The following is a 25,854-nucleotide window of genomic DNA, read 5'->3' on the forward strand; positions in this document are numbered from 1 at the left end:
GCCTTCAGGCATCCTCCTTGCCCTCGCCCCCACGTCCGTCCTCGTCGCCGTCGTCCACGTCATGCACCCCGTCCACGGCGTCCGCCCCGTCCACCCACAACGGATGCTCACGCCGGGCCCATTGGGCGTCGACGGTGCCGGTGCGCAGGCCGCGCCGGGACTCGGGATCGCCGAACGCCTTCCAGACATGGCCGGCGATCACGATGACCACGGCGAGCGCGAGCCAGTCGTGGACGAAGGTGGCGCCGGTGCGCCAGACCAGGGGCACGAGGGTCCCCCCTGCCCGGGTGAGGCCGAGGGCCTGGGGGAGGGTGGACCACATCAGCAGGCCGGTGCCGAGCATCACGAGGACGGCGCCGGCGATCCAGGCCGCGTAGAGCTTCTGTCCGGCGTTGAACTTTCCGGCCCGGCGGCCCCCTCGGCGGCGCAGGGCGGCGCGCAGCCAGTGGCGGTCGTGCGGGCCGTAGCGGTTGAGGCGGGTGAGGTCGGCGCGCAGGGCGCGGGAGCCGAGGCCCAGCAGCAGGGGGAGGGGCAGCAGGATGCCGGACCACTCGTGGACGGTGACCACCAGGGCGCGGCGGCCGACGAGTTCGGCGAGGAAGGGCAGATAGAGGCAGCCCGCGGTGAGGACGCAGACGGCCATCAAGGTGGCGGTGGCGCGGTGCACCTGGTGTTCGACGGCGGTGAAGCGCCGGATGCGGGGACGCGCGGTGGCGGGCTCGGAGGGGCTCTCAGGTGGTCGGGGCATCATCGCGTCCGTTCGACCGGCCGACCCAGGCGTCGATGTCATATCCGCGGTTCTCCCAGTATCCGGGCTGCACATGGTCGGTGACGGTGATCCCGGAGAGCCACTTCGCCGACTTGTAGAAGTACATGGGCGCGGCATAGAGGCGCACCGGACCGCCGTGTGCATGGGTGAGCGGTTTGTCCTGCATCCGCAGGGCGACCAGGACGTCGTCGCGGCGGGCCTGTTCGAGGGTGAGGGACTCGCTGTAGGCGCCGTCGAAACAGGTGAAGCGGACGGCCTTGGCCTCGGGGCGGACACCCGCGGCGTCGAGGAGGGCGGCGAGGCGTACGCCCTCGAAGGGGGTGCCGGGCACCCGCCAGCCGGTGACGCACTGGACATCGCGGACGAGCCGGGTCTGCGGCAGATGCCGGAGGTCGGCGAGGCGGTAGCTGGTGCGGTGACGGACCAGGCCGTCGATCGTGAGGCGGTAGGTGCGTTCGGTCTTTTCCGGTACGGAGCCGGTCACCGAGTAGTAGCGGAAGCCGCCGCCGCCCGGGAGCAGACCGGACAGGCCGGTGGGGTCCTGCTGCGCGGCGGCACCGAGGGTGTTGTCGTAGGCGCTCTGGAGGAAGGGGGCCGCGGCAACGCCGGCGGCACCGGCGGCGAGCATGCCGAGCACCACACGTCGGCCCACGGGGGTGCCCCGCCCGTCCTCGCCGCCCGCCGTGCGGGCCGGATTCACGTCCTTGGTCACCCTTCGATTCGAGCACCCGGCGGGCAGCGGGGCCAGCGTCCGGGCCCCCGCGTCAGACTTTCGTCATCAGCGCCGGGGGTCACGGGGCGGCGGCGTCCCCGGCCCGGCGGAGTGCCGTGGCCCGTGCGGCCCGGAAGGCGCCTTCGGCGTCGCGGCCCGGGTACGACCACGGTGCGCGGGTGGGGTACGGGCCGATGCGCCCGAAGAGCGCGGCGGCCTCGGCCATCCTCCCTTGGTGGAACGTGGCATGGGCCAGGAAGTTGAGATCGATCTTCCGGCGCGGATGCTCCTCGCCCTCCCATTCCAGCCACCAGTCGACGGCGCTCTGGAGGACCTGCCGGGCGCGCCGGGTGGACCAGGGGCCCCAGTCCGCGGGGTCGGGGGGCGCCAGTCCCGCGGCGGCCAGTACGCGGTAGCGCTCGGCGTGCGCCACGACGGGGAGGAGCGCGAGCGGGGAGTCGGCGGGGGCGCCTGCCGCGGACCGGGCCGCGAAGGCGTGGGCCGGGTGCCGCGGGTCGTCGGTGGCACCGGGCCACTGTTCGGCCAGGGAGGCCGTCATGAGGTGGTGTGCGTGGTGGTGGTCGCGGTGGCGGGCACGTACCTGGTGGAAGGCGTGTGCCCGTTCGTCCGGGGTGCCGGTGCGGCGGGCGAGGATCAGCGCGCCGAGCCAGGGGGTGGGGTCGTCGGGCAGCATCCGGGCGGCGGTGGCACAGGCCTTGGCGGCGGCCTCGGCGCTGCTCTCGCCGCGCAGGGCGAGATGGACGGTGGCGAGGGCGAGGAGGGTGGCTGCGTCGCCGCTGTCCGGTTCGGCGAGCTGCCAGTCGCCGGCCCAGGCGGCGCTGCCGGGACCGGTGGCCAGGACGGTTAATCGGTGGCCGCGCAGATCCCAGTCCTCGCCGGTCCCGGCGAGCAGGGTGCGCACCCGGGCCCATTGGCCCAGCGCCAACGCCTCGGCGGCGATGGCCAGTTGGGTGTCGTCCAGGGCCGGCGCGAGCACCGGGGCACCCGGGCAGCGGGTACGTCCGAGGGACGGCGGCGGTGGCGAAGGAGAAATCGAAATCACGGGTCAGGGGCTCCATGGCGCGCCGCACCGGCCGTCTCACCGCACCGAGTCGTCCTCGGTGGGAGGGGGTCGGATCCGCGCACGCCTCTACAGAGGGTGATGGCTTGGTCCGCACCAGTCATCACGGACAGCAAAGCGGTACGCAGAGCTCCGCGTCAAGACGAGAAAAGGAATGGCCGGATCCGCCCGCCCCGGCCCCCGTCAGGACACCGACCGCGCCGCCGCCCGCCCCGCCATCCGCCCGGAGAACAGACAGCCGCCGAGGAAGGTGCCCTCCAGCGAGCGATAGCCGTGCACCCCGCCACCGCCGAACCCGGCCGCCTCGCCCGCCGCGTACACGCCGGGCAGCGGCTCCCCGCCCTCGGTCAGCACCCGCGAGGAGAGGTCGGTCTCCAGACCGCCGAGCGTCTTGCGGGTGAGGATGTTCAGCCGTACGGCGATCAGCGGGCCGGCCTTGGGGTCGAGCAGCCGGTGCGGGACGGCGGTGCGGATCAGACGGTCGCCGAGGTATTTTCGGGCCCCGCGCATCGCGGTCACCTGGAGGTCCTTGGTGAAGGAGTGCGCGATCTCCCGGTCCCGCGCCACGATCTCGCCGCGCAGCGCCTCCTCCGATATCAGCTTCTCCTGGGTCACCTCGTTCATCCGCCGCACCAGATCGGTCAGCGAACGCTCGACGATGAAGTCCGCGCCGTGGTCCATGAACGCCTGCACCGGGCCCGGCGCGCCGGCCCTGGCCCGGCCCAGCACCCCGCGGATGCTCTTGCCGGTCAGATCGGGGTTCTGCTCCGAGCCGGAGAGCGTGAACTCCTTCTCGATGATCTTCTGGGTGAGCACGAACCAGGTGTGGTCATGGCCGGTCCGCATGATGTGTTCCAGCGTGCCGAGGGTGTCGAAGCCGGGGAACAGCGGGACCGGCAGCCGCTTGCCGCGGGCGTCCAGCCACAGCGGGGACGGGCCGGACAGGATCCGGATGCCGTGCAGCGGCCAGAGGGGGTTCCAGTTGTCGATGCCCTCCGTGTAGTGCCACATCCGGTCCCGGTTGATGATCCGGCCGCCGGCCGCCTCGGCGATGCCCAGCATCTTGCCGTCCACATGCGCGGGCACCCCGGACAGCATCCGCCGCGGGGGCTTGCCGAGCCGCTCGGGCCAGTTGGCGCGCACCAGGGCGTGATTGCCGCCGATCCCGCCCGAGGTGACGATCACCGCCTGGGCCTTGAGCTCGAAGGCACCGGCCACCTCACGGCTGCTGGGCCTGCCGCGCTCGGCATCCGAGGGCTCCAGGATCTCGCCGCTGACGGTGTCCACGCTGCCCGCGGTGCGCGAGAGCCCGGTCACCCGGTGGCGGAAGCGCAGCTCGACCAGCCCCCGGGCGGCCCCGGCCCGCACCCGGCGCTCGAACGGGGCGACCAGACCGGGCCCGGTGCCCCAGGTGATGTGGAAGCGGGGGACGGAGTTGCCGTGCCCGGTCGCGTCATAGCCGCCGCGTTCGGCCCAGCCGACGACGGGGAAGAGCCGGACGCCCTGCCGGTGCAGCCAGGAGCGCTTCTCGCCGGCCGCGAAGTCGACGTAGGCCTCCGCCCATTTGCGCGGCCAGTGGTCCTCCGGCCGGTCAAAGCCGGCCGTGCCCAGCCAATCCTGCCAGGCCAGCTCGTGGCTGTCGCGGATCCGCAGCCGGCGCTGCTCGGGGGAGTTCACCAGGAAGAGACCGCCGAAGGACCAGTGGGCCTGTCCGCCGAGGGACTGTTCCGGCTCCTGATCGAGGAGGATCACCTTCCGTCCGGCGGCCACCAGCTCCGCGGTGGCCGCCAGGCCCGCGAGCCCCGCTCCGATCACGATCACATCAGCGTCGTACGCCATGTCAGCTTCTCCTCAACGGGGCACACCGGGCGCCCCGGCCGCCGTGGTGGAACGATCCTCAGCGCACCCGACTGCCGCGTCAACCACGTGGTTACCGCGCGGTACACCGGGACGCGCGGGAGAATGGTGGGTGACGAGGGCCACCCCACGCCCGCCGCCGGATGACTATCCTCAGGCGCAATCCCCCACCCCGCGCGATACGAGGTGTGACGTGACGGTGATACTGCTCGCCCTGGGAGCGGCGTGCTGTCTCGGACTCGGTTTTGTGTTCCAGCAGGCCGCGGCGCAGCGCGCCCCGATGAAGGACTTCCTGTCCGTGCGGCTGCTGCTGGACCTGGTGCGGATGCCGCTGTGGCTGGCCGGTATCGGTCTGATGGTGGTGGGGATGGCGCTCGGCGCGGTGGCGCTGGGCATGGGCGACATCACTCTCGTGGAGCCACTGCTGGCGACCAATCTGCTGTTCGCGATGGCTCTGTCGCGGCGGCTGACCCGGCAGCGGCTCGGCCGCAGCGGCTGGGCCGGACTGTGGCTGCTGGCGGGCGGGGTGACGGCCTTCATCGTGGCCGGGCGTCCACAGGGCGGGGAGCGCAGCCCCGATCATCTGTGGCAGTGGCTGATCATGGGCATGGTGCTGGGCACCGCTTTGCTGCTGGCGGCGGTCGCCAAGCGCGAGCGGGTGCATGTGAGCCTGGAGGCCGCACTGCTGGGCATCGCGGCGGGGCTGATCTACGGACTCCAGGACGCGCTGACCCGGATCAGCGGGGAGCATTTCGGCGAGGGCGGCTGGTCGGCCCTGCTCACCAGCTGGCAGCCGTACGCCATTGTCGTGCTCGGTGTGCTGGCGCTGGTGTTCGTCCAGAGCGCCTTCGAGTCGGCCCCGCTGCGGCTTTCGCTGCCCGCGCTGACCGCCGCCCAGCCGCTGGCCGGTATCGCCTGCGGGGTGGGTTTCCTCGGCGACCAGCTCCAGGTGACGGCCGGGGCGCTGGCGTGGGAGGTGATCGGGATCATCGCCGTCGTCGCGGGCATCGTGCTGATCGGCAGCCATCCGGCGATGCCGCCGGGGTCCGGCCGGACGCAGAACGTACGGGAGCTCCAGCCGCACTGAGCCGGCCGCCCGGCGCGGCCGTCCCCTTCCCGATGGGTGCCCTCTTCCCGGTGGGTGCCGGCCCGGGCCCGGGTGGTTGCATGGGCCCATGACGGATCAGCAACCGCTCAGTGCGGACGAAATCCTCGATGTCGTCGATGAGAACGATCAGGTCGTGGGACAGGCTCCGCGCGGCGAGGCCTATGCGCGCAGGATGCGCACCCGCTGCGCCTTCGTCCTCGCCCGGGACGACCGGGACCGGATCTTCGTGCACCGCCGCACCCCGCAGAAGCTCGTCTTCCCCTCGCACTACGACATGTTCGTCGGAGGGGTGGTGGGCACCGGCGAGACCTACGACCAGGCGGCGCTGCGCGAGGCGGAGGAGGAGCTGGGCGTGCAGGGGCTGGCACCACCGGAACCGCTGTTCAAGTTCCTCTACGAGACCGCCGAGCACACCTGGTGGTCCGCGGTCTACCAGGTGCGCTGCACCCTGCCGGTCGCCCCGCAGGAGTCGGAGATCGACTGGTCCGCCTTCCTGACCGAGGAGGAGCTGGCCCGGCGGATCGACGAGTGGCCGTGGACACCGGACGGACTCGCCGCGTACGGGGAGCTGCTCGCCCGCCGGGAGGCGGGGGAGCTCTGATGGGTCCCGGTCACGGGTCGGGCCGGCCGATAGGGTTTCGGCCATGATCCTCACTGAGGCGCTGCGGTCGGCCGGCGCGGCCGTACGGCTGTGGTTCTCGCCCGCGCGGATCCGCGAGGAGGGCGCGACCCCCGACTACCGCTTCTCGCTCGCCAATGAGCGCACCTTTCTCGCCTGGCTGCGCACCGGGCTGGCACTGATCGGCGGCGGGTTCGCGGTGGACCAGTTCCTGCCCCGGCTGCACCAGGGGCTGCGGGTGACCTTCACCGTCGTCCTGCTGGTGGGCGGCGCGCTGTGTGCGCTGCGGGCGGTCAATCACTGGGTGCGCTGCGAGCGCGCGATGCGGCGCGGCGGCGACCTGCCGGTCACCCGCTTCCCCACGGCGCTGGCGCTGGGCGTCGGCGTGCTGGCGGTGGCGGTGGTCGTGCTGGTCCTGCTGGGCTGGACGAACTAGCCGATGGCGGACGGAGCGCGGCCGGACGCGGGGCCGCCGCGGCCGGCTCCCGACCGGGACCCCGGACTGCAGCCGGAGCGGACCCGGATGGCGTGGCGGCGTACGACCCTGTCCGCCACGGCGATGGCGGTGCTGGCCGGGCGTCAGCTGCTTCAGAGCGCGGCCCCGGGACCGGTGGAGGTGGTTCTGGCGGTGCTGATAGGGCTGTTGTGGCTCGCGTTCGTGGCGCTCTCGCACCGCCGGATGCAGGCGTTGGCCACCGGCCGTCCGCCGGGTCTGCCGCCGCGGACCGCACTGCTGCTGGTCGGCTGCACCCTCGCCCTGGCGCTGTGCGGCGCGGTGCTCCTGGTACGGCCGGGGCAGTGAGCCGGGGCGCGGCGCCACCGTGGCCGGCGGCGGAGATACCGTGGCGTGACCCTCGCGTTCCGGGAGCGGGCCCCATCCCCGCCCCGGCCGCGGCGGCATGAGGGACCATCGGACGAGGGGACACGACCCACATGTGCGACTCGGCAGCACGGAACACGCCGGCGCAGGCCTCGGCGGCGCAGACGGCGGCACGGTCCTCCGGGCCCGGCGCCACCGGACCGGACGCCGCGCCACCACCGGGCGCCGCGACGCCTGTGGGCACCTCCCCCGCGGACGCCTCCCGCGTGGACGCCTCCCCCGCCACCGAGGGCCCCGTCGTCCCCGAGCCCTACCTCACCGAACTCGCCGCCGGCGTCCATGCCTTCATCCAGCCGGACGGCGGCTGGTGCCTGAACAACGCGGGCTTCGTCACCGACGGGGACGCCACCCTGGTCGTGGACACCGCCGCCACCGAGCGCCGGGCACGTCTGCTGCGCCGCCGGATCGCCGAGAGCGGCGCGCCGGCGCCCCGGATGGTGGTGAACACCCACCACCACGGCGACCACACCTACGGCAACGGCGTCTTCGCACCCGAGGCGACGGTGATCGGGCATGCCTCCTGCCGCCGTGAGCTGCTGGCCGCCGGGCAGCAGCTGCATGCGGTGTGGCCGCAGGTGGACTACGGCGACATCCGTCTGACGGCGCCGGAGATCACCTACACCGACGAGCTGGCCCTGCACGTCGGCGACATCGAGGTGCGGCTGATCCATCCGGGCGTGGCGCACACCACCGGCGACACCCTCGTCTGGCTGCCCCGGCAGCGCATCGTCTTCGCCGGCGATCTGGTCTTCCACGGCGGCACACCGTTCGTCTTCATGGGTTCGCTGGCCGGCTCGCTGCGTGCGCTGGAGCTGCTGCGCACCCTGGACGCGGTCACCGTCGTCCCCGGGCACGGCCCGGTGACCGGCCCCGAGGTGTACGACGGCATCGAGCGCTATCTGCGGTTCGTCGGCCGGCTGGCGCAGGAGGGTCGGGCGGCCGGCCGTACGCCGCTGGAGGTGGCCCGGGAGGCGGACCTGGGGCCGTTCGCCGGGCTGGCCGAGAGCGAGCGGCTGGTGGCGAATCTGCATCGGGCGTACGCGGAGCTGGCGGGCGTCGCCCCCGGTGCCCCGCTCGACCTCGTGGCCGGATTCGGCGACATGACGGTGATGAACGGCGGAGTGCCGATGGCTTGTCACGCCTGAGCCCGGCCGCTCGTGCCTGAGCCGCCCGGCGCGGCCGGGGAAGCCGGGGTGATCGGGGAAGCAGGGGTGCTCGGGGAAGCAGTGGTGACCGGGGAGCAGGGGCCGCCGGGGAAGCAGGGGCCGCCGACGTGGCGGAAAATCCCCGCGTGACCGACGCCCCACGTCCCGGCACTGGACTCCATACCGACTAGTCGGCATGATCGTGCTGCGACCGATGGACCGTCCACTCCGTACGGAGGAGCACGATGAGCAAGGGCACCCCTCCCCCGCAGGCCCCCGGCCGGGAGGACGCGGAACCTCCCGGCCTCGACCTGGAGCGATTGCGCGAGCATCTGGACCGGGAGCGGCCGGGGCTGACCGGCGGCCCGCTGCGGGCCCAGCTGATCGAGGGCGGGCGGTCCAACCTCACCTACCGCGTCAGTGACGGCGCCGCGTCCTGGGTCGTCCGCCGGCCGCCGCTCGGCCATGTGCTCGCCACCGCGCACGACATGCGGCGCGAGCACCGCGTCATCAGTGCCCTGCACACCACACCGGTGCCGGTGCCCGAGACGCTGCTGCTGTGCGAGGACGAGTCGGTCATCGGCGCGCCCTTCTATGTGATGGAGCTGGTCGAGGGCGTGCCGTACCGCACGGCCGGCCAGCTGGCCCCGCTCGGGCCCGAGCGCACCCGCGCCGTGGTGCTCTCCCTGGTCGATACGCTCGTGGACCTGCACGCGGTGGAACCGGAAGCGGTCGGACTCGGCGACTTCGGCCGGCCCGAGGGCTTCTTGGAGCGCCAACTGCGCCGCTGGGGAAAGCAGTTGAGCGCCTCCAAGAACCGCGATCTGGCGGGGATCGACGAGCTGCACGAGTCGCTGGGCCGGGCGCTGCCCGCTTCGCCCGCACCGGCCGTCGTCCACGGCGACTACCGCCTCGACAACGTCCTGGTCGGCGCCGACGACACGATCAGGGCCGTACTGGACTGGGAGATGTCCACGCTCGGCGATCCGCTGACCGACCTCGGCCTGCTGGTGATGTACAGCTCGGACCTCGGCCTGCCCGAGTCGCCGGTCAGCACCACCAGCGGCGCCCCCGGCCACCCCTCGCCGGCCGAACTGATCGAGCGCTATGCCGCCCGCTCCGGCCGGGACACCTCCGCCATCGCCTGGTACACGGCGTTCGCCTGGTTCAAGCTCGCCGTGATCCTCGAAGGCATCCACTACCGCTTCACGCTCGGCCAGACCGTCGGCGCCGGGTTCGACCGGATCGGCGAGCTCGTCCCCGTCTTCATCGACCACGGACTCACCACCCTCAAGGAAGGCTGAGAGACCCATGGACTTCGCATTCGACGCCCGCACGGAGGAGCTCCGCGAGAAGCTCCTGACGTTCATGGACGAGCATGTCCATCCGGCCGAGCAGACCGCCCATGAGCAGCGGTCCTCGCTCGCCTCGCCGTGGGACACCCCGGCCGTCGTCGAGGAGCTCAAGGCCGAGGCCCGCCGGCAGGGCCTGTGGAACCTCTTCCTCCCCGACGCGGAGCACGGCGCCGGGCTGACGAACCTCCAGTACGCGCCGCTGGCCGAAATCACCGGCCGCAGCCCCCAGTTGGCTCCCACCGCGCTGAACTGCGCGGCGCCGGACACCGGCAACATGGAGGTGCTGACGCAGTTCGGCAACGAGGCGCAGAAGAAGCAGTGGCTGGAGCCGCTGCTGGCCGGTGAGATCCGGTCGGCATTCGCGATGACCGAGCCGGAGGTGGCCTCGTCGGACGCCACCAACATCGAGACGCATATCGCACGCGATGGCGACGACTACGTCATCAACGGCCGGAAGTGGTACATCTCCGGGGCGATGAACCCCCGGTGCCAGATCTTCATCGTGATGGGCAAGACCGACCCGGACGGCGCGGACCTCCGCCGCCAGCAGTCGATGATCCTGGTACCGCGCGACACCCCCGGTCTGGAGGTCAAGCGCGCCATGCAGGTCTACGGCTACGAGGACCACTGGCACGGCGGCCACGCCGAGGTGCTCTTCCATGACGTCCGGGTGCCGGCGGCCAACCTGATCGGCGAGGAGGGCGGCGGCTTCGGTATCGCGCAGGCCCGGCTCGGCCCCGGCCGGATCCACCACTGCATGCGGCTGATCGGCATGGCCGAGCGCGCCATCGAGCTGATGTGCCGCCGCGCGGTGACCCGTACGGCCTTCGGCAAGCCGCTGGCCCAGCAGGGCGTGGTGCAGGAGTGGATCGCGGACGCCCGGGTGGCGGTGGAACAGCTGCGGCTGCTGGTGCTCAAGACCGCCTGGCTGATGGACACCGTCGGCAACAAGGGCGCCCACACCGAGATCCAGTCCATCAAGATCGCCACCCCGCGCACGGTCGTGGGCATCCTCGACAAGGCGGTCCAGCTGCACGGCGCGGGCGGCGTCAGCCAGGACTTCCCCCTGGCGGAGCTGTGGGCCGGGGCCCGCACGCTCCAGCTGGCGGACGGCCCGGACGAGGTGCACCAACGGTCCCTGGCGCGCCGGGAGTTGAAGCGCTACCTGTAGGGCTTTTCGGTACTGCGGCCGGGCCGGGAACGACGGTCCGCGGACGGCCGCCCGCCGCGATGCCGGGCGGCCGTCCAGCGGCCGGAGCGGCCTGCTGCCGGGGTGGGGCGCGCCGCTATCCTCGGGGGATGCGTATCGGAGAACTGGCGCGGCGGACCGGTGTGCCGGTTCCGACGATCAAGTACTACACGCGCGAAGGCATGTTGCCCGCGGGTGAGCGCACCGGTCCGAACCAGGTCCAATATGCGGAGTCGCACATCCGGCGGCTGAAGCTGATCCGTGCGCTGACCGAAGTGGGCGGACTGTCCATCGCGGCTGCCGGTGAGGTGCTGGCGGGCATCGATTCTCCGGGCAGCACCGTGCACGGCATGCTCGGCACGGCGCAGTCGGCGGTCAGCCGGGTGGCAGCCGAGCGGGGCACCGACGAGACCTGGGAGCGCGCCGAGCGGGAGGTCGGGGAGCTGGTGCGGCGGCACGGCTGGACGGTGCGGCCGGAGAATCCGGGGTGGCAGACGCTGGTGCAGGTCGTGGTGGCCTATCACGAGCTCGGCCGGAGCGAGTTGCTCGGTCTGCTCGACCGGTACGCGGACGCGGCGGGGGCCCTTGCCGCCGCCGAGCTGACCGCATTCGACGGGGTCCCGAGCATCGACGCCAAAATCGAGGGCGCGGTGCTCGGGACCGTGCTCGGCGACGCGGCGATGGCCGGGCTACGGCGTATCGCCCAGGAGGACGTCTCCCGGCGGCCGGAGGCGCAGCCTCACCCGGGGTGAACGGGGTCGCCGGCCGGTACGAGGTGATGCACCCGGGCCGGCGGCAGGTTGCCCAGCACCAGTTCCGTACGGAAGGTGTGCCGGTCCAATATGCGGCGCAGCGCGAGCTGCCCGTTGACGGCGTGGACGCGGGCTGCGCCCCCGGTGAAGGTGCGGCGTACCGTCGCGCCTCCGACGTAGCCGAAGAAGGAGAGGGTGCCGCCGGGGCGCACGGCACCGAGCAGCCGGTCGAAGATGTCCGTCGTCGTGGGGGCGTCGAAGTTCGCGAACGGCAGGCCGCAGACGATCGTGTCGTAGGTGCCGAGTTCGTGCTCCTGCACCATGCCGGTGAGGAACTGGAGCCGCGGGTCGCCGCCGTAGGCGCCGTGCAGGATGTCGACGAAGCGCGGGTTGGCCTCGACCAGGTCGAGGGTGTCCTCCTGGCCGAGCGCGTCGGCGATGTGGCGGGTCACCGCTCCGGTGCCCGGCCCCACCTCCAGGACGGCGCGGGAGCGGCCGGGGCTGGGGACCAGATAGCGGGTCAGGGCCCTGCCGAGCCGGGGACTGCTCGGAACGATCGCGCCCACCTCTCCGCGCGTCCGTGCGTACTCCCGGAGAAACAGCGTCACTTCAGCCACTAGGCCACCCACATCGGTTGTGATAGCAGAACTATCGATACCGTAAGTTACGGATGGCGGATGAGGACACCCCCGAGCCACAGCCGCCCCTTGAGTGTCATCACCCCGAGGCGCATGCCCACTGCTCTTGCGCGCAATCCAACAAATTCCGAGAGATGTGACGAGAGCCGTCCGAGGCGCCGTGCGAGACGTCCGGTCTCACCGCGACGTGGCCTTTCCGATACGCACGGTGAGCAGACGCGGCCGCGTCCCGCGCGGGATGTGTGGCCAAGAAAACACCGATGCCGGACGCCGCGGCGGAGGGTCCTCCGCCGCGGCCGGCATCCGGCATCCCATCCGGCGTCCGGCGTCCGGCGTCCGCTGGGGGCCTACGGCCGCAGGGCGCGCAGCAGCAGATCCGCGAGATGGTCCGCCACCTGCTGCGGGCTGAGCGGCCCGTCCTCGCGGTACCACGTCCCCAGGTGGTGCACGGAGCCGAAGTGGTAGTCCACGACCAGGTCGGCGGGGATGTCGGCGGCGAACACACCGGTGCGCTGGCCCTCCTGGACCAGGGCGCGGAACCTTTCGTGGTAGCGCCGCCGCTCGGCGCGTACCTGCTTGTCCTTCTCCGGACTGAGGTGGTGCATCGAGCGGAAGAAGATCTTGGTGTCGTCGAGGTTCTGGATGGTGGTGACGACGACATCGGCGGCGGCGTCGCGCAGCCGCTCCTGCACCGGCGCGTCGGCGCCGGCGAAGTGGTCGAGCCGCTCCTGCTGGAGGCGCAGGACCCGGCCGTAGACCTCGTGGAGCAGATCCTCCTTGGAGCCGAAGTAGTGGTAGAGGGCGCCCTTGGTGACGCCCGCCGCATCGACGATCTCCTGGACGGAGGTGCGGTCGTAGCCCTGCTCCGCGAAGAGCTTGGTGGCGGTGGCCAGCAGCCGCTGGGCCACCGGCTTCGCACCGCCGTTGCCGTTGCCGTCCTTCGTGCCGGCCATCGCCCTCACCTGTCCTTCGTGCTTAGTCATGCGCGGTGGCGCAGCTCCCGTCGGAGGATCTTGCCACTCGTGGTCTTCGGAAGCTCGGCCAGGATCTCCACCGCACGGGGATATTTGTACGCCGCGAGCCGTTCCTTGCAGTAGGCGGCCAGCTCGGCGGGGTCCGGAGCGGTGCCGGGGCGCAGGCTGACATAGGCCTTGACCGACTCGCCGCGGTAGGCGTCGGGCACCCCGACGACCGCCGCCTCGCGCACGGCGGGGTGGCTGTAGAGGACGTCCTCGACCTCGCGTGGCCAGACCTTGAAGCCGGAGGCGTTGATCATGTCCTTCTTGCGGTCGACGACATACAGCCAGCCGTCGGCGTCCATGAAGCCGATGTCGCCGGTGTGCAGCTCGCCGTCCGGGATGGCCTCGGCGGTGGCGTCGGGGCGGCGCCAGTAGCCGGGGACGACCTGGGGGCCGCGGACCGCTATCTCGCCCTGTTCGCCGAACGGCAGGTCCTGGCCCGTCTCGTCGATGATCCGGACGACGGTGTCGGGGCCGGGGACGCCCACGGCGAGTGTGCCGGAGACCTTGTCGACCGGCGCTTCCTTGCCCGGTGGGACGCTGGCGCAGGGGGCGGTGCACTCGGTCAGGCCGTAGCCGTTGTGGACGTACGGGCCGAAGTCCGTACGGAACTTCTCGACCAGGGCGGGCGGCAGCGGCGCGCCGCCCGAGGACATGGTCCGGAAGGACGCGAAGTGATCGCGGGTGACGCCGGGGTGGGCCATCAGCGCCATATAGGCGGTGGAGGGGCCGACCGTGTAAGCGGGGCGGTGCTCCAGGAAGGCGTCCAGGACGACGCCCGCGTCGAAGCGGTAGGCGAGGGCGAGGGTGCCGGAGTTGGCGACGCAGGCCGCCAGTTCGCAGACCATGCCGGTGATGTGGAAGAGCGGCGCGAGCGCGAAGTAGGTGGCGCCTTCGGCGAGACCCAGGCCGGTGCGCTGGCGTTCGGCGTTGTAGGTGATGTTGCCGTGGGTGTTGGTGGCGCCCTTGGGGGTGCCGCTGGTGCCAGAGGTGTAGCTGATCAGCGCGAGGTCGTCGGCGGTGAGCTCCGGGTCGGCCGGCACCGCGCGGATCTGTCCTGCGGTGCGGGCGACGGTCAGCAGATCGTCGGCGCCCTCCTGCGGGCCGAGCCGCTCACCGCGCAGCACCCGCCGGTCGTCGCGGGTCTGCAGATCCCGCTCCCAGGCGGTGAGCGCCATCCGTACGGACGGCGCCTCGGCGGCGGTGGCGCGCAGAAAGCCGTCCCAGGTGCGGTCGGCGCAGATGACGGCGGTGACCTCGGCGTCGTCCAGGATGTGCCGCATCTCGGCGGACTTGTACATGGGGTTGACCGGCACCACCACACCGCCGGCCTTCCACACACCGAGCAGGGCGAGCACGAAGTGCGGGGTGTTCTGGAGCATGACCGCGGCCCGGTCGCCGCGCCGGAAGCCGCGCTCGGCGAGGTGGGCGGCGATGCCGTCGGAGAGTGCGTCGGTCTCGGCGTAGGACAGCCGGCCGTCGAAGTAGGCGAGCGCCGTACGGTCCGGGACGCGGCCCACCACGGCCCGGAAGGCGTGCAGCATCGAGGGGGGCGGCTGGACAGGGGCGCGCTGGGCGTCGGTGAGCTGTGCCAGCCACGGCATGTCCTGGTAGGAGGTCATCGGGGTGCGGCCCTTTCTTCCTGATCGCCTGATCATCCCTGCGGGGGAAACACCTGGGTGACGCGGGGTGGCGGGCCGGGTCCGGCCGGCCCGCCACCGGCCCTGCTCGGGCGTGGTCCGCCCTAGAGGGCGTCTCCCCCTAGGAGCGGCCGCCCTCGGCCTGCTCCAACTTCCGCTGGAGGTGGTTCATCCCGCTGAGCCAGCGGTCGGGGTCCGCGGCCCGCGCGGTGTAGTAGTCCGCGACCTCCGGGTGCGGCAGGACCAGGAAGCGGCCCTCGGCCATGGCCGCGAAGAGCGCCTCGGCGACGTCCTCGGGCTCGACGGCCGTGGGGGTGAGGACGAGGTCCCCGGCGGCCCCGGTGGCGGCCAGCATGTCGGTGCGGACGCCCTGGGGGCAGATGGCGTGGACGTCGATGCCGCGGTGCCGGTAGGTCAGCGAGAGCCACTCGGCGAAGGCATAGGCGCCGTGCTTGGTGACGCTGTAGGGGGCGGCGGCGACCATGGTGAGCAGGCCGGCGGCGGAGACCGTGGAGATGAAGCGCCCGCTGCCGCGCTCCAGCCACTCCGGCACCAGCTCGCGCGCGGCCCTGACGTGCGCCATGACGTTGACGTCCCAGGCCAGCGTCCAGTCCTCCTCGGACGCCTCGGGTCCGCCGCCGGTACCGACCCCGGCGTTGGCGCAGAAGATGTCGATGCCGCCGCCGAGCGCCTCGCGCGCCGCCGGGACGATGGCGGAGGCGTCCCCGGCGACCGCGACCGCCCCGATCTCCTCGGCGGTCTTCGCCGCCTTGGCCCCGTCCAGATCGTTGACCACGACCCGGGCGCCCTCGGCGGCGAACCGGCGGGCCAGCGCGGCGCCGATCCCCCCGCCCGCCCCGGTCACGACAACGGTCTTGTCCCGTACGGCTTCCACGCTGGGTCTCCCTCGGTCGCGTCGATGCGGCTGACAGGCAGACTAACCGGTCGGTATGTCCCGGCGGAAGAGTCCGTGGCCGTACGGCCGGGTCCGTTCCCCCACGCCCCGGAGCGCGTTAGCGTGCACACGACACGTACCCGGTCGATTCTCTGATCACGGAGGTGTGCGGATGGCTCTGTCGAGACGCGTTCTGCTCGGGCGGCTGGCGGCGACCGGAGCGGCCGGTGCGGCGCTGGCCACGGGCGCGGGCCCCGCCCGGGCGGCGGCCCCGGCGCACGGCGGCGGGCGGCGGGTGCACACCGGCTTCGACCGGCTGTCCGCCGACGGCTACCGCCTCCTGGACGGCCACCAGGTCGGCATCGTCACCAACCCCACCGGCGTCACCCGGGACCTGCGGCACATCGTGGATGTGATGCACGCCGACGACAGGGTGCGGCTGACCGCCGTCTTCGGCCCCGAGCACGGCTTCCGCGGCACCGCACAGGCCGGCGGCTCCGAGGGCCGCTACGACGATCCGGCCACCGGGCTGCCGGTCTACGACACGTACAACAAGAGCGGCAGGGAACTCGCCGGCATCTTCACCGCCTCCGGTGTGGACACCGTCGTCTTCGACATCCAGGACGTGGGCGCGCGCTTCTACACCTACATCTGGACGCTGTACGACTGCATGGTGGCCGCGGTGCTCGCCGGCAAGCGCTTCCTGGTCCTGGACCGGCCCAATCCGGTCACCGGCCGTTCGGCCACCGGCCCGGTGCTCGACAAGGCGTACGCCTCCTTCGTCGGCCGGGAGCCGATCGCGCAGGCGCACGGCATGACGGTGGCGGAGCTGGCCCTGCTGTTCAACGGCGAGTTCGTGCCGCAGGCCGCCGGGCGCCCCGTGGAGCTGGAGACCGTCCGGATGACCGGCTGGCGGCGCGGCGACTTCTACGGGACGACCGGCCTGCCGTGGGTGCCGCCGAGCCCCAACATGCCCACCCCCGACACCGCCCTCGTCTACTCCGGCACCTGCCTCTTCGAGGGCACCAACCTCTCCGAGGGGCGCGGCACCACCCGCCCCTTCGAGCTGCTGGGCGCGGACGGCATCGACCGGCGGTGGGCCGCGGCCGCCACCGAACTGGGCCTGCCCGGCGTCCACTTCAGGGAGGCCTACTTCGCCCCCACCTTCTCCAAGTTCCAGGGCAAGACGATCGGCGGCGTCCAACTGCACGTCCACGACCCCGAGACGTTCGACCCGGTACGCACCGGCATCGGCCTCCTGGTGACCGCGAAGCGGGTCTGGAGCGGCTTCGCCTGGCGGCCGGACAACGGCATCGACCGGCTGACCGGCTCCGTCACCGTACGAAAGATGATCGACGCGGGCGCAGCCCCGGACGAGATCACCGCCGCCTGGCAGGAGAAGCTGACCCGCTTCCGTGCGGTACGGCGGCGGTACCTGCGCTATCGGTGAGAGCGTGGGGCCGGCCTCCGGTCGTGGCCTGTCCCGGTCTCAAGCGCCGAGACAGGCCATTTCACCTATTGACTGCCCCCTACACCGAGCCGGAAAGTGCGCTCGTGAGTAGCGACGCGACATCAGCGCAGACAACAGCACAGACATCAGACACCTCTCTGTCGAAGGGGGGTCAGGAGGCCGCCGGCGGGGAGAGTTTGCGCCGGGTGGCGGTGGCCTCGTTCATCGGGACGGCCATCGAGTTCTATGACTTCTACATCTACGGAACGGCCGCCGCGCTCGTCCTCAACCAGGCGTTCTTCCCGACGCTCAACCCGGTCAACGCCACCCTCGCGTCCTTCTCCACCTATGCGGTGGCGTTCGCCGCGCGGCCGCTCGGGTCGGTGATTTTCGGCCACTTCGGCGACCGGGTGGGCCGTAAGTCCGTCCTGGTCGTCTCGCTGCTGCTGATGGGGCTCTCGACGGCGTGCGTCGGGCTGCTGCCGGGCTACGGCACATGGGGAGTCTGGGCGCCGCTGCTGCTGATCGCGCTGCGCTTTCTCCAGGGCATCGGCCTGGGCGGGGAGTGGGGCGGGGCCGCGCTGCTCGCCGTCGAGCATGCGCCGCGCAAGCGCCGTGGGCTGTACGCGGCCTTCCCGCAACTCGGGCCGTCCGTCGGGTTCTTCGCGGCGACCGGGGTGTTCTGGCTGCTGTCGTCCGCGCTCGACGACGCGGCATTCCGCTCGTGGGGCTGGCGGGTGCCGTTCCTGCTGTCGTTCCTGCTGGTCGGCGTCGGGCTGTTCGTACGGCTGAAGATCAGCGAGACGCCGGTCTTCGCCAAGGTGCTGGACGCCCAGGAGGCGAGCAAGGTCCCCACCGCCGATGTGCTGCGCCGGCATCCGCGCGAACTGCTGCTGGGCGCGGGCGGGATGATCGTCGCGTACGGCCTCTTCTACACCGCGACGACCTACTGCCTCTCCTACGCCACCGGCACCCTCGGCATCTCCCGCAACACCATGCTGGCGCTCTCCCTCGTCGCCTGCCTCTTCCTGGCAGCCGGCACCTGGCTCGCCGCCACTCGCTCCGACGGCGCCGGCCGCCGCAAGCTGATCCTTGCCGGGAGCGCCCTTGCGGTGGTGTGGGGGCTGGTGCTCTTTCCGCTGCTGGACACCGGACAGCCGGTGCTGATCGCCGTCGCCATCGGTGGCGCGCTGTTCTGCATGGGCGTGGTGTACGGCCCGATGGGCGCCTACCTGCCGGAGCTGTTCGGCGCGACGGTGCGCTACTCGGGCGCCTCCCTCGCCTACAACCTGGGCGGTGTGCTGGGCGGCGCGGTCGCTCCGCTGGTCGCCACCCGGCTCCAGTCGGCGTACGGCTCGGCGTCGGTGGGCTGGTACGTCAGCGCGATGGCGGTCGTCTCACTGCTGTGCGTACTGGCGCTGCCGGAGACCCGGGAGCGGGAACTGGTCTGAGGTGCCGATGCCGCCCGCCCTCATGAGCTCAGCCACCATCGCCCGCTCTCCCCGGACAGTGCGTCCCACAGGAGGTTGAGGGGGTGGCCGGGGGCGTAGGAGTCCCGCTCGCCGCGGCGGGTGAAGACGCCGACCAGCACCTCGGTCCTGGGGCCCACCTCCCCGACGATCTCCAGGGTGCGCAGCCCGCCGGCTTCCGGGAGGCGGCCGTCCGCGGCCGCCTCCCCGATGCCCCGGGTGACCAGCATCGCCCCGCTGACCACTCCCGACCGCAGCAGTTCGAAGCCGTAGTGCGCGGCCTCGATCTCGGCCGCGATGGACAGCTTCTGCTGGTATTCGGGGCCGTACCACGAGGTCAGGAAGCGGCCGATCAGACCGCGCGCGGAGACGACCAGGGGCAGCCGGGGCAGGTCGCGGGCGCCGAAGGAGGTACCGGGGAGCCGTTCCGGCGGCAGGTTCGTCAGCAGTGAGAGCCCGCTGCGCCGCCACTCCATGACCTCGTACGGGGCCAGCAGTTCCGCTTCGTCGGCCTCGGTGACCACGACGCTGCCGCAGACCAGATCGAGTTCCTTGGAGCGCAACTTGGCGAAGAGGTCGCCGGTGCGGACGTGGGTGACCTTCAGATCGACGTCGTCGCGCTCGTAGTCCTCGGTGACGCGTTCCACCGCGTCCAGCAGGAAGCCGAGCGTATAGCGGGTGGTGCCGACGGACAGGGTCCGGCCGAGCCGGCGGCGGGCGTCGTGCACACCGTCCGACCACTCCCCCAGCGTGCGCCGGGCCAGGTCGACCAGTGCCTCGCCGGTCGCGGTGAACAGGGCGTCCCTCCCCCGCCCCTGTTTGAGGACCAGTTCCTCGCCGCACAGCGCGGAGAAGGTGCGGTTCATGGTGTCCAGCTGCTTTTGCACACTGGACTGTTCGCGGCCCAGCCGGCGCGCGGCGCCCAGCGCGGTACCCGCCTCGTGAACGACGATCAGCGTGCGCAGCTGGTCCATGGTGGTATCCAGCAGCTCCGTCGGGTACTGCTGCGGACCGAACAAGGCCATGCCTCGCTTTCCCATCCCCTGGAGTTCAGAACCCTTCAGCATACCCCCAGCGGAATCCCGGCCCGAGGGCAGCCGGGGCACCCTGCACGGGAGTTGAAGCGCCGGGGGCATCCGGCGTGCACGCACGAAGGCCCCGGGACCACCCGCCCCGGGGCCTTCGTATGCCGCCTGCCGTCTACCGGTGCGCCGGGAACTCCACGACCTGCTGATAGGTCGGCCGGTTCTGCCAGCTGAGGGTGTCGTGGGTCAGGCCGCCCACCGCGCGGTGGATGATCGCGTCCGCGCACCACTGGTCGCCGGCCTTGCAGCTGCCGTCGCCGGGGTAGACCTGCTCGGCGGTCTTCCCGCTCGCCTGCTGGAGCGTGGCCAGCAGGGTGTCGCGGCAGGCGGACAGGTCACCGTTGCCGCAGTACGACTGCGCGAGCGGGCCCGCCACCTTGTCTCCGAGCACCGCACGCAGATCCTTGTCCGCGTAGCTCCACCAGCCGTACTGGAACGCCGATCCGGCGTGCCCCCCGGTCGGCCCGTGGCCGGCCGACGGTGATTCGTCGATGGCGAGGTTGGCACGCAGTGCGTCGTAGAGGTCGCCGCCGAGGCCCGGCTTGAAGACGGCCTCGGTCATCAGCGGCCACCAGGCGTCCATGAGGCGTACCGCGTCGGGGTGCGTGTAGGTGTGCGAGCCCGCCGCGGTCTCCTTGCGCTGGGCGCCGTCCTTGCGCCAGGCCTCCAGCTGCTGGACCGCGGTCTTCAGCTTCGGGTCGGTGACGGGCTTGCTGGTGAGGACCCGCAGGAGTTCGGGCAGGACGTCCTCGCCGCGCAGGTCGGTGACGGCGGCCTCGGCCATGGCGCGGGTCAGTGACGCCCGGGTCACCCCGCCGTCCTCGGTCAGCGCCCGCACCCGGTCGTCCAGGAGATTGCCGCGGTGCACCGACCCGTTGCCGAAGCCTGCCGAGTCGTAGTCCTCGGCCTGCTTGTTGTTCCACGAGATGTAGTAGTCCTGCCCGACGGACTGCGGATGCTGGGCGGGCGGGGTGTAGTCGGTGGTGTTGGTGGCCGGGTCGTAGCCCTTCCACTCGTAGGCGTCCTCCGCCTTGACGGGCAGGGACGGGTCGACATCGGGGTTGCGTACCGGGTTGAGACCGCTGTTGTAGTACGCGACGTCACGGGAGTCGGCGTAGAACCAGTTGAAGGCGTAGCCGATGTGCTCGGCGGCCTTCTGGAACGTCTTGGCGTCGCGTACGTAGGACGGGTCGTTGAACATCTGGAAGCCGATGATCGAGTCGGCCTCGTGGCGGTAGGTGGAGCGCTGCGCGGTGTAGGCGACGGGCTTGCCGTCCATGGTGGCGCGATGGGTGACGGTCCCGTACTTCGTCCGGAAGACCTGCATCCGGTAGGAGCCGGCCGCCGTCGGGTCGGCGACGGTGGGCTTCCAGGAGTTGGTGCGCTCCAGCTTCTCCATGGGGACGCAGGTGCCGCGGTAGCGGTAGGAGGTGGAGTCCTTGGTGGGCGCGGAGCCGTCCGCGTTGCACAGCTCGACGGCGTAGGTGTCGGTGATGTCCTGGCCGGCGGAGGTGGCGCTCCAGGCGTAGTCCTGGCCGCGGCCGAGCTGGACGTACATCCCGACGCCCGCGAAGGAGGCGCCGCGGGCGCTGATGCCGGGCCCCTGGATCTCCTGGAGCATCAGCAGCTGGGGCGCGAAGTAGCCGGTCTGCGGGCCGAAGACGGCGACGGGGTGGCCGCTCGCGGTGTGCTTGCCGGAGACCAGCAGGGCGTTGGACATCCCGCGGTGCCGGGTGGGGTCGAGGCTGCCCTCGGGCAACACCCCGTCCTTGAAGAGGCCTTCCAGCTTCTTGTACTTCTCGGGCGCCTTGACCGGGTCCCGTGGCGGTGTCCCGCTCTTGACGGTGGCCGCGCCGGTGCGGTCGAAGACCAGCGGCTCGGACGTGACCGAGCCGCGGTCGGGCAGCGCGGTGCCCTTCGCCTTGGCCGGCTTGACGGCGTACGGGAAGCTGCTGCCGTCGTGCAGCGTCTTGGCGGCCTCGGGGTCGTTGCGCTCCCGGAAGGACTCCCAGGCCTCGGTGCCCTTCTCGACGCCGTACTTCTGCTGGGCGGAGAGCAGCGCGAGGGCCGAGGGGACCTCGCCGCCACCGCCGTTGCCGAAGAGGCCGCCGACGACGGAGGCGAGTGCTATCAGGTCGGTGAGCTTGAAGGGCTGGATCTCACCGGCGTTGGTGAGGGCGTCGACGTGGCCGGTGAGGACGTACTCACCGGGGAAGTAGCGGCCGTTCTTGGACTGTTCGCGGTAGGCGTTGATGCCGTCGATGTAGGCCTGGGCGTCCGCCATGGCCAGCTTGCCGCGCTCGCCGTTGGTGTCGCGGATGCGGTCGACCTGGGCCTGGAGATCGGCTTCGGTGTACGGCGCCTGCGGCCAGAACTGCTGCTCCAGGCCCTGGTTGGCGAGCGCACCGCCGGCGAAGGAGGTCAGTTCGCCGCGGCCGATGTGGCGGAAGAGGTCCATCAGCCACAGCCGGTCCTGGCCGGCGGCGTAGCCGGCGCCGTACTCGGTGCCGTAGCGGGTGGTGCCCTTGATGTGCGGCACTCCGGTCTTCTTGTCCCGAGTGATGGTCACGTCGCTGCGGGGCGTGCTGACCTTGCCGACCTGGTCCTGGGGGACGCCGAAGGAGGCATCGTTGAAGAACTGGGAAAGGGTGTCGTCGGTGAGCGACTGGTAGCCGCTCGCCAGCGCGCCGTACGGGCCGAGTTGGTCGGTGGAGTGCTCGGGGTGGGTGCCGAACAGCTTGTTGCCGAGGATCTCCATCAGGGTGGCGTTGCCGGTGGCGCCGGGCGGCAGGATGTCGGCGCACTGGCCCTGGCAGTAGTCGTTGGCGTCCTTCGGCACGGCGGCCGCGGTGGGGGGCGGTGCCAAGAGCGTGGCACCCAGGGCGAACAGGGCTGCCGCGGCGGCGGTCCTGAGCCTTCCGGTACGTCGTCGCATTCCTGCTCCTCGATGGGGGTCCCCTGCTTGCTAGAGCCCGGGGGAGGGTGGGCGGGACGTTACCGGCGGTTATCCCTGGCCGGAAGATGAACAACAGTCAACTTTCCTTCTTTCGGGGAGAATCTTTCGACGACGCCAGGACGCTCGGAACATCACCCCCGAAAAACCGCACGAAAGTTCGATGGATCCAGTTGGTGATCGACTACGTCCCATCCCCGTCCAGTCGGATCCTCCCCACGGAGGTGGGATGAAATGGCCGGTTTCAGAGCCCTCGCAGAACAGGTCCGCAATCCACGACTCGTCGCGGCTCAGCGACGCACCGCCCTGCGCAAGTGCCTTGAACGCTTCGCCCCTTACGGGCACCGGGCGACCTGGCACCATCTGTGCACCCGGGCCGGTATCGCGACCCAGGACCGCGACCCCGATCCGGAGCGGCTGGTAGCCGCGCTGGCCGAGCTGGAAGAGGCCCGCGCGCTCTGGCTCGCGTACGAGGAGGAGTTCGCCGCCCGGCGCCGGAAGGAGAAGCACGACGGCATCCGGCAGCCAGGCGCCATCGACGAATGGCACCGGCGGACCTGGGGCGGCTGTGACATCGTGCCGTGCGAGTCACCGCAACGGCACCCGGCGGCCCGCCTCGCGGTGGTGCTGCGCCGCATGATCGTGGCGATGGAGACGGGGCGGCCGCGCCGTGACTGCCCCGTGTGCGGCGGCACCCGCTTCACCTGGCTCCCGGAGGCGTTGGACGCCCCGGCACCCGGACCGGCCTGCTTGCGGTGCGGGGTGCTGGCCCCGGCGTCCGTGCTGACGCCCGAGGTGCTGACCGCCGCGGGCCGGCTGCACGGGGCGGGGGCGTTCGCGGCGGCCTGACCCCCGGACAGCGGCCGCGCGCCGCGTACACCCGGAACGGCCGACGTCAGGGGAGCTGTCAGACCCTGCTGTCATCATCGGGGCATGCTTCAGGTCTGTCTCAACGGCGCCCGGACGGCGGCCGATTCCGCGGCGGTGCCGATGTCGCCGGCCGCCCTCGCCGAAGCCGCGCGGCAGGCGGTGGCGGCCGGTGCCGACGATGTCCATGTCCATCCCAAGACCCCGTGCGGCCAGGATTCCCTTGCGCCGCGGGTGGTGGCCGCCGTCCTGGAGGCCGTCCGGGCGGTGGTGGATGCCCCGGTGGGGGTGACGACCGGCGCCTGGAGCGAGCCGGATCCCGTACGCCGGGCGGAGCGGATCCGCTCCTGGACGGTGCTGCCCGACCACGCCTCGGTGAACTGGCACGAGCCGGGCGCCGAGGCCGTCGCCACCGCCCTGCTGGAGCGTGGCATCGGCATCGAGGCCGGCATCTGGTCGGGCACGGACGGCGCGGAGTCGTTCGCCCGCTCACCGCTCGCGCCGCGGGTGCTGCGGGTGCTGGCCGAAGTGACCGACACCGACGCCGGATCCGCGCCGGCCACAGCCCGCGAGCTGCTGACCGCCGTGGCCGGCGCCGCGCCCGGCCGCCCGGTGCTGCTGCACGGGGAGGACGGCGGGGCCTGGCCCGTGCTGCGACTGGCCGGCGCACTGGGACTGGCCACCCGGATCGGCATCGAGGACACTCTCCTGCTGCCCGACGGCCGGCCGGCCACCGACAACGCCCAACTGGTGGCCAGTGCAACGACTTTGGTCAGTGGCCTTCCCGGCGGGTGACCGGGGAGGTACGTTCCGCCGCATGATCGCGCTCGCCCGCTCCCGCATCGTCGCCCCTCCGGGGTGGAGCCGCTGGCTCGTCCCGCCCGCCGCCCTGTCCATCCATCTCGCCATCGGCCAGGCCTACGCCTGGAGTGTGTTCAAACCGCCCCTGGAGTCCTCCCTCCAGCTGTCCGGGACGGCCTCCGCGCTCCCCTTCCAGCTCGCCATCGTGATGCTGGGCCTGTCCGCCGCGTTCGGCGGCACGCTCGTCGAACGCAACGGCCCGCGCTGGGCGATGTGCGTCTCCGCGGTCTGCTTCTCCACGGGCTTCCTGGTCGCCGCTCTCGGCGCGGCCACCGGCCAATACTGGCTGGTGGTCCTCGGTTACGGCTTCATCGGCGGCATCGGCCTGGGCATCGGCTACATCTCCCCGGTCTCGACCCTCATCAAGTGGTTCCCCGACCGTCCCGGGATGGCCACCGGCATCGCCATCATGGGCTTCGGCGGCGGCGCGCTGATCGCCTCCCCCTGGTCCGCCCAACTCCTGGGCTCCCTCGGCGCGGACGCCTCCGGGATCGCCCGGACCTTCCTGATCATGGGCCTGGCCTATGCCGTCTTCATGACCCTCGGGGTCGTACTGGTGCGGGTCCCCGCCGACGAATGGCGGCCGCCCGCCGGACCGCCCGCGGGCGCCTCCCCGGCCCGCCCGCTCGTGACCACCGCACAGGTCTCGGCCCGCAGCGCGCTGCGGACCCCGCAGTTCTGGTGTCTGTGGGTCATCCTCTGCATGAATGTCACGGCGGGCATCGGCATCCTGGAGAAGGCCGCCCCGATGATCTCCGACTTCTTCGCGCACACCGCGGCGCCGGTGAGCGCCCCGGCGGCGGCCGGATTCGTCGGCATGCTCTCGCTGGCCAACATGCTCGGCCGGATCGTCTGGTCCTCCGCCTCCGACCTGGTGGGCCGCAAGAACATCTACCGTCTCTACCTCGGCGCCGGCGCCCTGATGTATCTGCTGATCGCGCTGGCCGGCGACTCCTCCAAGCCGCTGTTCATCGCCTGCGCGGTGGTGGTCCTGTCCTTCTACGGCGGCGGATTCGCCACCATCCCGGCGTATTTGAAGGATCTGTTCGGCAGTTACCAGGTCGGCGCGATCCACGGGCGGCTGCTGACGGCCTGGTCCACGGCCGGCGTGCTCGGCCCATTGATCGTCAACGCCATCGCCGACGGGCAGAAGTCCGCCGGCCGCAGCGGCCCGGACCTCTACACCACCTCGTTCTTCATCATGATCGGCCTGCTCGTCGTGGGCTTCGTCGCCAACGAACTGGTCCGCCCCGTGCACCCACGGCACCACCAACCACCGGAAAAGGCGGACCAGTTGGCAGCCGCGCCCGCCGCCCCGAAGGGAGCCGGGCAGTGACCGCCCGCCGCGCCCTCCTGTTCGCCCTCGTCTGGCTCTGGGTGGGCATCCCGTTCATATACGGCCTTTACGAGCTGACCCTCAAACTGAAACAACTGTTCACGGGCTGACCCCCGCCCGGGCCTCGCGCCCGGCCGGCGCCGGCCCTCCTGCCCGTACGGCACAGGGCCGTAC

Annotated in this window: 24 protein-coding genes; 14 read left to right on the top strand and 10 right to left on the bottom strand. The window is 71.9% G+C overall.

The features are described from left to right. Positions 1-4: 4 nt before the first annotated feature. The 4 genes from K7C20_RS07350 to K7C20_RS07365 all read right to left on the bottom strand — a co-directional run bounded on the left by K7C20_RS07350 (position 5) and on the right by K7C20_RS07365 (position 4,401). Positions 5-748, bottom strand: coding sequence for a cytochrome b/b6 domain-containing protein (locus K7C20_RS07350; protein ID WP_078952762.1), 744 nt, complete (start codon positions 746-748; stop codon positions 5-7). Further along, entirely contained in the window at positions 732-1,481 is a 750-nt protein-coding gene (locus K7C20_RS07355) for a molybdopterin-dependent oxidoreductase (protein ID WP_030086799.1), read from the bottom strand. The genes K7C20_RS07350 and K7C20_RS07355 overlap by 17 nt, the downstream gene beginning before the upstream one ends. A gap of 79 nt (positions 1,482-1,560) precedes the next feature. Beyond that, positions 1,561-2,478 (bottom strand): hypothetical protein, encoded by a 918-nt coding sequence (locus K7C20_RS07360; protein WP_245170919.1) that lies wholly within the window; start codon positions 2,476-2,478, stop codon positions 1,561-1,563. 267 nt (positions 2,479-2,745) lie between these two features. Continuing rightward, positions 2,746-4,401: an FAD-binding dehydrogenase gene (locus K7C20_RS07365; RefSeq protein ID WP_053208342.1), complete on the bottom strand. Its 1,656-nt coding sequence runs from the start codon at positions 4,399-4,401 to the stop codon at positions 2,746-2,748. Between the two features lie 211 nt (positions 4,402-4,612). On the opposite strand from K7C20_RS07365, the gene K7C20_RS07370 reads away from it, so the two are divergent. The 8 genes from K7C20_RS07370 to K7C20_RS07405 all read left to right on the top strand — a co-directional run bounded on the left by K7C20_RS07370 (position 4,613) and on the right by K7C20_RS07405 (position 11,467). Further along, positions 4,613-5,506, top strand: coding sequence for a DMT family transporter (locus K7C20_RS07370; RefSeq protein WP_030086805.1), 894 nt, complete (start codon positions 4,613-4,615; stop codon positions 5,504-5,506). A gap of 88 nt (positions 5,507-5,594) precedes the next feature. Further along, positions 5,595-6,128 carry an NUDIX hydrolase gene (locus tag K7C20_RS07375; RefSeq protein ID WP_030086807.1) on the top strand — a complete coding sequence of 178 codons (534 nt, stop codon included), beginning with the start codon at positions 5,595-5,597 and terminating at the stop codon, positions 6,126-6,128. A gap of 43 nt (positions 6,129-6,171) precedes the next feature. Beyond that, the gene (locus K7C20_RS07380; RefSeq protein ID WP_030086808.1) at positions 6,172-6,582 is read left to right on the top strand and encodes a YidH family protein; all 411 of its coding nucleotides are present in this window, start codon (positions 6,172-6,174) and stop codon (positions 6,580-6,582) included. A 3-nt stretch (positions 6,583-6,585) separates the two neighbouring features. Continuing rightward, the gene (locus K7C20_RS07385) at positions 6,586-6,948 is read left to right on the top strand and encodes a DUF202 domain-containing protein (protein WP_053208343.1); all 363 of its coding nucleotides are present in this window, start codon (positions 6,586-6,588) and stop codon (positions 6,946-6,948) included. Positions 6,949-7,079: 131 nt separating this feature from the next. Next, positions 7,080-8,171 carry an MBL fold metallo-hydrolase gene (locus K7C20_RS07390; RefSeq protein WP_078952764.1) on the top strand — a complete coding sequence of 364 codons (1,092 nt, stop codon included), beginning with the start codon at positions 7,080-7,082 and terminating at the stop codon, positions 8,169-8,171. A gap of 245 nt (positions 8,172-8,416) precedes the next feature. Then, positions 8,417-9,475, top strand: a complete 1,059-nt coding sequence (locus tag K7C20_RS07395; RefSeq protein ID WP_048830089.1) for a phosphotransferase family protein — start codon at positions 8,417-8,419, stop codon at positions 9,473-9,475. Positions 9,476-9,482: 7 nt separating this feature from the next. Continuing rightward, positions 9,483-10,697 (top strand): acyl-CoA dehydrogenase family protein, encoded by a 1,215-nt coding sequence (locus K7C20_RS07400; RefSeq protein WP_053208344.1) that lies wholly within the window; start codon positions 9,483-9,485, stop codon positions 10,695-10,697. Positions 10,698-10,825: 128 nt separating this feature from the next. Next, a complete protein-coding gene (locus tag K7C20_RS07405) occupies positions 10,826-11,467 on the top strand; it encodes a MerR family transcriptional regulator (RefSeq protein WP_030086819.1) in 642 nt (213 codons plus the stop codon). Here the strand turns inward: K7C20_RS07405 and K7C20_RS07410 are convergent. The 4 genes from K7C20_RS07410 to K7C20_RS07425 all read right to left on the bottom strand — a co-directional run bounded on the left by K7C20_RS07410 (position 11,455) and on the right by K7C20_RS07425 (position 15,659). Beyond that, on the bottom strand, positions 11,455-12,075 hold the full coding sequence (locus K7C20_RS07410; protein WP_053208345.1) for a class I SAM-dependent methyltransferase: 621 nt from the start codon (positions 12,073-12,075) through the stop codon (positions 11,455-11,457). The two genes, K7C20_RS07405 and K7C20_RS07410, sit on opposite strands and share 13 nt — an antisense overlap. A 377-nt stretch (positions 12,076-12,452) precedes the next feature. After that, positions 12,453-13,058 (bottom strand): TetR/AcrR family transcriptional regulator, encoded by a 606-nt coding sequence (locus K7C20_RS07415; protein WP_053208346.1) that lies wholly within the window; start codon positions 13,056-13,058, stop codon positions 12,453-12,455. Between the two features lie 26 nt (positions 13,059-13,084). After that, positions 13,085-14,746 carry a class I adenylate-forming enzyme family protein gene (locus K7C20_RS07420; protein WP_030086826.1) on the bottom strand — a complete coding sequence of 554 codons (1,662 nt, stop codon included), beginning with the start codon at positions 14,744-14,746 and terminating at the stop codon, positions 13,085-13,087. Positions 14,747-14,885: 139 nt separating this feature from the next. Further along, positions 14,886-15,659 (bottom strand): SDR family oxidoreductase, encoded by a 774-nt coding sequence (locus K7C20_RS07425; RefSeq protein ID WP_030086828.1) that lies wholly within the window; start codon positions 15,657-15,659, stop codon positions 14,886-14,888. Between the two features lie 172 nt (positions 15,660-15,831). Between K7C20_RS07425 and K7C20_RS07430 the strand changes: the two genes are divergently transcribed. Next, complete coding sequence (locus K7C20_RS07430; RefSeq protein ID WP_053208347.1) at positions 15,832-17,109, top strand: exo-beta-N-acetylmuramidase NamZ family protein; 1,278 nt, start codon at positions 15,832-15,834, stop codon at positions 17,107-17,109. Positions 17,110-17,267: 158 nt separating this feature from the next. After that, a complete protein-coding gene (locus K7C20_RS07435; RefSeq protein WP_053208410.1) occupies positions 17,268-18,560 on the top strand; it encodes an MFS transporter in 1,293 nt (430 codons plus the stop codon). A gap of 20 nt (positions 18,561-18,580) precedes the next feature. On the opposite strand, the gene K7C20_RS07440 is transcribed toward K7C20_RS07435, so the two are convergent. Both K7C20_RS07440 and K7C20_RS07445 read right to left on the bottom strand, forming a co-directional pair. Next, complete coding sequence (locus K7C20_RS07440) at positions 18,581-19,603, bottom strand: LysR family transcriptional regulator (RefSeq protein ID WP_053208348.1); 1,023 nt, start codon at positions 19,601-19,603, stop codon at positions 18,581-18,583. 175 nt (positions 19,604-19,778) lie between these two features. Then, on the bottom strand, positions 19,779-22,598 hold the full coding sequence (locus K7C20_RS07445) for a penicillin acylase family protein (protein WP_053208349.1): 2,820 nt from the start codon (positions 22,596-22,598) through the stop codon (positions 19,779-19,781). A gap of 252 nt (positions 22,599-22,850) precedes the next feature. Between K7C20_RS07445 and K7C20_RS07450 the strand changes: the two genes are divergently transcribed. The 4 genes from K7C20_RS07450 (at position 22,851) to K7C20_RS39680 (ending at position 25,790) form a co-directional block, all read left to right on the top strand. Beyond that, complete coding sequence (locus K7C20_RS07450; protein ID WP_030086836.1) at positions 22,851-23,465, top strand: hypothetical protein; 615 nt, start codon at positions 22,851-22,853, stop codon at positions 23,463-23,465. An 84-nt stretch (positions 23,466-23,549) separates the two neighbouring features. Then, positions 23,550-24,278, top strand: coding sequence for a 3-keto-5-aminohexanoate cleavage protein (locus K7C20_RS07455; RefSeq protein WP_053208350.1), 729 nt, complete (start codon positions 23,550-23,552; stop codon positions 24,276-24,278). A gap of 22 nt (positions 24,279-24,300) precedes the next feature. Further along, positions 24,301-25,680 carry an L-lactate MFS transporter gene (locus K7C20_RS07460; protein ID WP_053208411.1) on the top strand — a complete coding sequence of 460 codons (1,380 nt, stop codon included), beginning with the start codon at positions 24,301-24,303 and terminating at the stop codon, positions 25,678-25,680. Next, complete coding sequence (locus K7C20_RS39680) at positions 25,677-25,790, top strand: MFS transporter small subunit (RefSeq protein ID WP_413254108.1); 114 nt, start codon at positions 25,677-25,679, stop codon at positions 25,788-25,790. Before K7C20_RS07460 ends, K7C20_RS39680 begins: the two co-directional genes overlap by 4 nt. Positions 25,791-25,854 lie beyond the last annotated feature (64 nt).

It is taken from the genome of Streptomyces decoyicus, from assembly GCF_019880305.1.
Lineage (GTDB): Bacteria > Actinomycetota > Actinomycetes > Streptomycetales > Streptomycetaceae > Streptomyces > Streptomyces decoyicus.